At 26.8% G+C, this 7,919-nt stretch carries 9 protein-coding genes and 1 tRNA gene; 3 read left to right on the plus strand and 7 right to left on the minus strand.

The genetic code is table 11. The annotated features are described in order from the left end of the window. Window positions 1–50: 50 nt before the first annotated feature. From HMPREF2658_RS01575 to HMPREF2658_RS01585, 3 genes are read left to right on the plus strand one after another with little or no spacing between them, the layout of a single operon-like run. Entirely contained in the window at window positions 51–545 is a 495-nt protein-coding gene (locus HMPREF2658_RS01575; protein WP_001253429.1) for a hypothetical protein, read from the plus strand. 47 nt (window positions 546–592) lie between these two features. After that, window positions 593–859: a DUF6978 family protein gene (locus tag HMPREF2658_RS01580; protein ID WP_370736869.1), complete on the plus strand. Its 267-nt coding sequence runs from the start codon at window positions 593–595 to the stop codon at window positions 857–859. 20 nt (window positions 860–879) lie between these two features. Further along, the gene (locus tag HMPREF2658_RS01585) at window positions 880–1,656 is read left to right on the plus strand and encodes a DUF1828 domain-containing protein (RefSeq protein WP_000848317.1); all 777 of its coding nucleotides are present in this window, start codon (window positions 880–882) and stop codon (window positions 1,654–1,656) included. A 551-nt stretch (window positions 1,657–2,207) separates the two neighbouring features. On the opposite strand, the gene seg is transcribed toward HMPREF2658_RS01585, so the two are convergent. The 7 genes from seg to HMPREF2658_RS01620 all read right to left on the minus strand — a co-directional run bounded on the left by seg (window position 2,208) and on the right by HMPREF2658_RS01620 (window position 7,832). Beyond that, the gene (gene seg / locus HMPREF2658_RS01590; RefSeq protein ID WP_000736712.1) at window positions 2,208–2,984 is read right to left on the minus strand and encodes a staphylococcal enterotoxin type G; all 777 of its coding nucleotides are present in this window, start codon (window positions 2,982–2,984) and stop codon (window positions 2,208–2,210) included. 282 nt (window positions 2,985–3,266) lie between these two features. Beyond that, on the minus strand, window positions 3,267–4,022 hold the full coding sequence (sen, locus tag HMPREF2658_RS01595) for a staphylococcal enterotoxin type N (protein WP_001236362.1): 756 nt from the start codon (window positions 4,020–4,022) through the stop codon (window positions 3,267–3,269). Between the two features lie 38 nt (window positions 4,023–4,060). Continuing rightward, a complete protein-coding gene (gene seu / locus HMPREF2658_RS01600; protein WP_000764689.1) occupies window positions 4,061–4,831 on the minus strand; it encodes a staphylococcal enterotoxin type U in 771 nt (256 codons plus the stop codon). A 153-nt stretch (window positions 4,832–4,984) separates the two neighbouring features. Next, window positions 4,985–5,713, minus strand: coding sequence for a staphylococcal enterotoxin type I (sei, locus tag HMPREF2658_RS01605; RefSeq protein ID WP_000713846.1), 729 nt, complete (start codon window positions 5,711–5,713; stop codon window positions 4,985–4,987). Window positions 5,714–5,747: 34 nt separating this feature from the next. After that, complete coding sequence (gene sem / locus HMPREF2658_RS01610; protein ID WP_000821652.1) at window positions 5,748–6,467, minus strand: staphylococcal enterotoxin type M; 720 nt, start codon at window positions 6,465–6,467, stop codon at window positions 5,748–5,750. A gap of 280 nt (window positions 6,468–6,747) precedes the next feature. Then, complete coding sequence (gene seo / locus HMPREF2658_RS01615) at window positions 6,748–7,530, minus strand: staphylococcal enterotoxin type O (protein WP_010922839.1); 783 nt, start codon at window positions 7,528–7,530, stop codon at window positions 6,748–6,750. Window positions 7,531–7,743: 213 nt separating this feature from the next. Next, window positions 7,744–7,832 (minus strand) — tRNA-Ser (locus tag HMPREF2658_RS01620). Window positions 7,833–7,919 lie beyond the last annotated feature (87 nt).

Genomic DNA, 7,919 nt, shown 5'->3' on the forward strand with positions numbered 1-7,919 from the left:
TGAAAACTGTCTAAAAAATTGTTGACATACCAATAAAAGGAGATAACAGCATGAGGAGATTACTCAGTCTATTACTAGCTAGTACAATGATTTTAGTCGCATGTGGGAATGCTAACAATGAAAATAAGAAAAAGGAAGACGAAAAAAAATCAGAAGTAAAAAAAGAAGCTAAGAAAAATAATGATAAACCAAAGAACGAAAAGAAGAATCAAGATATAAATAAAAACAATAATGAGCAAGTTCAAAATGTCAATAATAAACAACCAGTCTTAAATAATAATAGTAATCATAACAATCAACAACAAAGCAATAAAAACAATTACACAGTTATAGAAAACGGGAATAGAGTTACAGAAATTTATAATGGACAATCACACACAACTACAAATAACCCTATTAGAGAAGAATATGTAGAGGGAGAAACAGACACGATATATAAAAGAGAGTATAAGCATTTTTATACACCTGAAGAAGCTCAAAGAGCACAAGAAAATAGCGACCAAATTTTAAGAGAAATGGGTCTCGAACCAGAAAGATATGAATAAAATCAAACTAAATAATTTCGGGTAGCCCCCCTACCCTTATTATTTTTTTGCTAAGAAGTAATAATTATATTTCTAATATGATTAGGTTCGATGTTAATGGTAGTGATCATGCAAATCCACCAAATAATGAAAGAATACCTACGCCACATATACACATATATACTGAGGAATATAATAATGGTGGTATTGCGATTCCATTAAAAGATATTGAAGATTTAGAATTAACAGATGAAATTATAGAATCATTAGACTTCTTTATGAAGTATACTAATATAAAACACGATAATGTTATAATAGAACCAAGATTACTGTAAAAGAAATGGAGGGATACTTAGTGAAGACAATCGAAGAAAGAATGAACGAATATTTCAACTGGTTAAAGCAAAATTATATCTTCAAAGAATTAGATAGTTCTACAGAAATTACTACTCCCTTTAAGAACCATTTGAATGATTTTATTAGAATATATGCTGATACACTACCTAATAATGAAATTTGTCTATCAGATGACGGATTGACGATTAATGAATTAGAAATGTTGGGTATTGATATAAACACAAAAACGAGAACTAAACTTATACAAAATATTTTAAATCAATTTAATTTAAAATTAGTTGATAAAGAAATTACAGCGGATGTTAAAAATGAGAGTTTTGCTCAGTCTAAACATAATTTAATTCAAGGCATATTGAAAATTTATGACCTTACTTTAACTACTAAATCTAACGTTACAAACATATTCTATGAAGAAGTATTTGAATTCTTATATGACCAAGAAATAAGAGGTTTAGCACAAGTTTCTGTTTCTGGAGAATCAGGTTTAAAATATTCTATTGATTATATTGTTTCTGAAACAAAATCACAACCAGAAAAACTAGTTAACTTTACAAACAACTTAGATTTCAACAAAATAACTAATGAAGCTTATATTTACCGTGATATCAAACCAAACAGACCATCCAGAAACAAATTAGAACCTATCATGTTGATAATTGTAAATGATGTAGATCATCCGATAAATGAAAGAGCACAAACTGTAGCAGAACATGAAAACCTTGAGATATTAAAATGGTCTAATAAATCAAAAATCATTGAAACTTTAACCTCATAAATTAGCAGTAGTCCCTTATTTATATTCTTTAATTTCCAAACCATATCGTGCAAATAGAAAAGCAGATAACTTTTTTATTTGCACGTTTTATTTTAGAACAAAAAAGAACAAGGTCAACGAGTCAGAAAAACTTTTTCTTGATACGTATTTGACACTTGCTCTTTTAAGAAAACTAACAATTCATTGTATTTCCGTTAAATTAACGGAGAATTCGGATTACCTCGATAGATTTACCTCTAGAGTGTTAAAAAATTGTACATTCTTAAACAATCATAAATGTACGTTATTAAATTATCATTTCCACTGGAGAATCATGTCGACTAAAAGATTATAAAATTAAAAATACATTTAAAAGCACGTCATTTTCAAATCGCCATAAAACAGCATTTTTAAACCGCTATTGACATAAAACATATTTAGAATAAATCATTTAGAAAAATTAAATAATTCAACCGGCAATAAACTAACTATTTACATGAATCTATAAAACACTTAGAACAAAAGTTCGAAAAACGCACTTTATGATTGTATAGTGATATCAAATATACTTATCAGTGAGTATTAAGAAATACTTCCATTTTAATACTCTTAGAATCAACAACTTTATTATCTCCGTAAATATTTAAAAACTTATATGGAACAAAAGGTACTAGTTCTTTTTTAGGAAATAAGTCAAACCAAAAACTTGTATTGTTCTTTTCAGTAAATTTTATATATCCAGATTCAAATGCAGAACCATCAAACTCGTATAGCTTTTTTTCTTTAGTGAGCCAGTGTCTTGCTTTGTAATCTAGTTCCTGAATAGTAACCATATTCTTATTTGTAGTTATTGTAAATCCAAGTGATTGTCTATTGTCGATTGTTACCTGTACAGTAATTAATTTATCTCTTTCATTTTCTGAACTATTAAATGTAAGACCACCATACATACAACAACCTCCAAAATTTTGGTTTATATCCGGTTCAGATTTAGGTATTATACATGTATAAAAATATGGAACGCCAAAAATGTCTACTTTTTTATCTTTATAATTGTTAGCTAATTCTGTATTTTCTAATTCAGTTTTAACCTCATTATAACTCTTATACTCAATTGGAAAAATTAAATCATGAGATAAAAACTGTCTAGAATTAATAACTCCTCTTCCTTCAACAGGTGGAGACGTATAAAGATTCATTACATTACCCATAGTTCCCTTATTATTTTTATAATCACTTACTTTATTTAGTTCGTCTAATTTAGGATCGGGTTGAGCATTCACATAATTCATATTATGAAAAACTATTTCTAGAATCAAAATAATAATTACAGTAGATAATTTCTTCATAAAACCTCCTCTAACTTATTCAGTCTATTTGACAATGAACCTTATTATAAATTCACGCTTATAGATAGTTCAGGTTGTAGTGTGTCGATAGCATTGTTTTAAAACTAAAAATTCACTAGCAGAATAAATTAAAATTCTATTTATCATTATTACTAATTACAACAAATAATTTTGAATCCGTATTCAAGATAATATATAAATTTCAAATTTTACTACAATTCAAATCATTTTCCTCTCATATAATGGTTTAATTTCATGATTCAGTTGATAATCATCAATCACTTAATCTTTATATAAAAATACATCAATATGATAATTAGATGAGCTAACTGTTCTATTATCACTATAAAATTGAAAAAACTCTGCTCCCACTGAACCTTTTACGTTATATAAATCATAATAAAATGATTGATCTTGATGATTATGAGAATGAAAGAAAATGCATCCTTTTTGTATGTTACCGGTATCTTTATTGTATATTTTATATAAATTTTCTAATTTAAATCGAACTTTAGTGTCTAATTCTTGTACTGTTACTTTAGCCTTTTTGGTTTTTATAACAAAACCTTCTTGTTGGACACCATCTTTAAATACATTAACGCCTATAACTTTCTCTTCATCTAATTGATTTCCATCATGTATCGTAACTCCTCCGTATAAGCATGATGTTTTTTCTTCAGTTAAGCCTACACATTTATTTCCAAAATACAGTCCATAAATATCTATATTTTTTCCTTTAAATTGATTTGCTAAATCTGATGAGTTAAACTCAACTTTCAAACTAGAAGTTTTAAGTACGGATATATCAATATTTTTTAATATTATAGTATTATTCAGTAGTTGATCTGTACTAATTTTATTTGACTCGTCTAATTGCCACGTTATATCAGTATAATAGCTTGTTAAATTAAATAACTTACTACTATCTAGATCAGATTTTTTCTTTAAATCTTTTTTGTCTACTTCAGCATTAACATAATTATTATTAATAAGACATAATAAAGTTATTATAATTGCAGCTATGTAGAACAATCTCATAAGCTTTTTAATATTTTTTATAATATTCTCTCCCTCAATTATTTTTTGGTTAAATGAACTTCTACATTAATAGATTTACTCTCAACTGTTTTATTATCATTATAAATTAGTAAATATTTAGTCGGATAAAATTTTTTACCAGATTCAGGCATCAAATCATACCAAAAAGAATGACCACTTCCTTCGATAAACTTTATATAGCCAGTCTCATAAGGCGAACTGTTAAATTCATATAAATTTTTATGCTTAAGTAAATAGTTTCTAACTTTATAATCTATTTCTTGTGCTGTTATGTTTTTCTTATTAGTAGGTATATCAAAAGATAATGAATTTCTCTCGTTTTCATAAACTTTAATTAAGATATTATGAGAGTTATCAGTTGAATTATTTTTATCTATTTGATTTCCATCATGCTCGGTCACACCGCCATACATACACGTTTTTTCAATTAATCTACCATCATTTAATTCCATATTATCCGATGAAAAATAGCATTGATTATAATAGTTTGTCCCAAACAAATCTACGTTTTTATTTTTATATTTATCCGAAAGGCTTTTATTATTAAATTCTGTTTTTAAAATTTTAGAACCATTTATTTTAAATAATAAATCATGTTGTAAAAACTTTTCTTGGGATTTAATGTTTGTTTCTGATACGTGTTTATCATCATACAAATACCTCATATTATCCATTAGACCAGTGAATTCACTCGCTTTATTCAATTGTTCTGGTTTAGGATTGCCATTTAACATAAATAGTAAGCTGCAAGACTTAACACATATGAAGATAAAAGCAAATAACTTCATTACAACAACTCCATATTTTAATTTTTTATAAATTTGATGTATTACAGGGAATATTTAACGTACACATTAGCCCTAGAGACTTTAAAATTTAAATAGTTAATACAAATATTAATTTCGTATAAATTCGCATTTTAGTGTTAAAACTAATTATCATTAGTTACTATCTACATATGATATTTCGACATCAAGATGAAATTTTTCAGATTCTATTATTTTATTATCTTCATAAATTTTCAAAAAACTTACAGGCAGTCCATCTCCTGTATAAAACAAATCATATGAAAATGATTTTTCATTATTTAAATGAAATAAAACTTTCCCATTATTAAAACCTGAATAAAATTTAGATTTATATCCATATTCTTTGCCTTTACCAGTGTTATTATGACCATATATATTGTATTCTTCTTGAAGATATCTCCTTAATTTAACATCAATTTCTTGAGCTGTTACTAGTTTTTTATTAGTTGCTATTTTGTCAGTAGAAATTGTTTTATGTTTGCCATTAACCCAAAGATTAATAGGGATTTTTCTAGCAGAATTTAAGTATTGTCCTGATAAAGTGGCCCCTCCAAACATGTATTTAGATTTACAAGGACCATTATAATCAATGCCAAAAATATCCAGTTTCTTTCCTTTAAATTTACTTATTTCGTCCCAATTATTAGATTCTGAGATCAAATCATTGGTACCTGTTGAAAATTCGAGTTGATTTGCAATAGGTAGATTTTTATCTGTGACGCCTTTTAAATCTATATAATCATGTTTTGTATAGAAATTTCTTAAGTTACCTACACCAATATCACCTTGAGCATACGTAAGATCTTTAATGTTAAAAAGTAATATAAAAACTAATATAAAACTATATTTAAATTTTTTCATGGCATTTCCTTTACTAAGTTATGATTGAAATACTTCAACTTTCGTCCTTATAAGATATTTCTACATCTAAATGGAATTTTTCAGTTTCGACAGTTTTGTTGTCATTATATATTTTTAAGAAACTTTCAGCTTGTCCTGTTCCAGTATCAAATAAGTCATAAGAAAATGATGAACCATCATTCAAATGAAATAATATTTTTCCTGCATTAAATCCAGAACTAAATTTTGACTTATTACCATAATTTCTTCCTTTATTTGTATCATTAAAGCCATAAATATTATATTCTTCTTGTAGATATCTTCTTAATTTAGTATCAATTTCTTGAGCTGTTACTAACTTTTTATTAGTTGATACTTTGTCAGTAGATATAGTTTGATGTTCTCCATTAACCCAAAGATTAATAGGAATACATCTAGATTTCTCTAAATAATCACCTGCTAATGTAACTCCACCGTATATATATTTGTTTTTCAAACAATATCCACTATAACTTAGACCATATACATCTACAGCATGATTTTTGAATTTCTTTACATCATCAACGTTCTTAAATTCAGCTGTTATTGTCGAATTATCCATAGAAAAAACTAATTGATGCGAAAGATGATTATTTTCAGGATTAATACTTTGGTGGTCTTCAATTGGATAGCTACCATAATAGTTCCTAAGATTCAAAACTCCGACATCAGCGGTTGCGATATGATTTTGCGAATAGCAAAACAATAAAACAACAATGATAAGTATTCTTTTCATATTTTATTTCTCCTATATTTAAACTTCTCTATCTTTATTATCTTTTATTGTAAAAATAACCAATTCTTCTTAAATCATCATGATTCTATCCCACTTATATATTATTACTCGTTAATCTGGTTTTGTTATCTATACTAAAATAGAAAGCTTTTTATAGTAATAAAGTTAGATTTGAATCACTATTCGTTCTTCATCATTTACTAAGCTACTTTGTAAAAATATGTTAATATCTATAGTTCTTTATAGGATTGTAAGTTGATATCCATCAACTTTCAGATTGTTATGTAAATAAATAAACATCAATATGATAGTCTGATGAATCTATTGTTTTATTATCATTATAAATTTGCAAATATTGATCTGGTAAATTTCCTTTAATATAAAATAAATCATAATAAAATGATTCTTTATGCTCCGAATGAGAATGAAATTTAATATAACCTTTTTGTACATCACTAGTCATTCTGTCATACAATTTATATGCATTATTTAATTTTGTTCTTACTTTAATATCAAGTTCTTGTGCAGTAACTTTCTTTTTATCTGTAGTAACGATAAATGTATTAACATTTACATTATCCTTATACACAGCTACTCCTATATTTTTAGGCTCGCTTAATTTATTATTTTCATGAGGTGTTACCCCACCATATGTACAGGCAGTATCCACTTGATGCTCACCATGACAATGTGCTTTATAGTAAACACCATAAATATCAACAGTCTTTCCTAGAAATTCTTTAGAAATCGCTGATGAGCTAAATTCCACTTTTAAATCTTTAAATTCAGCAGATATTCCATCTAACCAATTAATACTTTTAAATAATAAATCGAAGTCTAAGAATTTTTCTGTAGTTGATACAATTGATTTTACTGTCGTAAATCGATTATTTATATAATCATCATTAATATTATGTAAAGCAATAGGGTCTACACTTGACTTCTTACACAAACTCTCTATTTTAGGATCTTCTTCATTTGCATATGCATTGTTTACACTACATATTGCAATTAAATTTAAAATTAATAATAATACATTTAACATTACTTTACTATTTTTAATAATATCCCTCCTTCACAAAAATTTTTTCTTAATAAACTGAAAAATTCTGTTTTTAATCTTTAAATATTCACTAATATTATTAGATTACGATTTTAAACTTAACAATCCTACTTACTATTGAACAAACAAATTTTAAATTAAGTGACTCAGATAATAGACAAAAAACCTTAAAAATAGCGCTTAAAATGGGTAAAACCATTTTAAGCGCTATAACGGAGAGTGAGGGATTCGAACCCTCGAGACGCTTGTGGCGCCTACACACTTTCCAGGCGTGCTCCTTCGGCCAACTCGGACAACTCTCCTCAATAATAAATATGTAATAAAAAAACAGAAGCGATATTTCACTTCTGTTTGTATGACTCCTACGGGACTCGAACCCGTGTTACCGC

Source organism: Staphylococcus sp. HMSC062H10 (assembly GCF_001836945.1).
GTDB classification, from domain to species: Bacteria; Bacillota; Bacilli; order Staphylococcales; family Staphylococcaceae; genus Staphylococcus; species Staphylococcus aureus.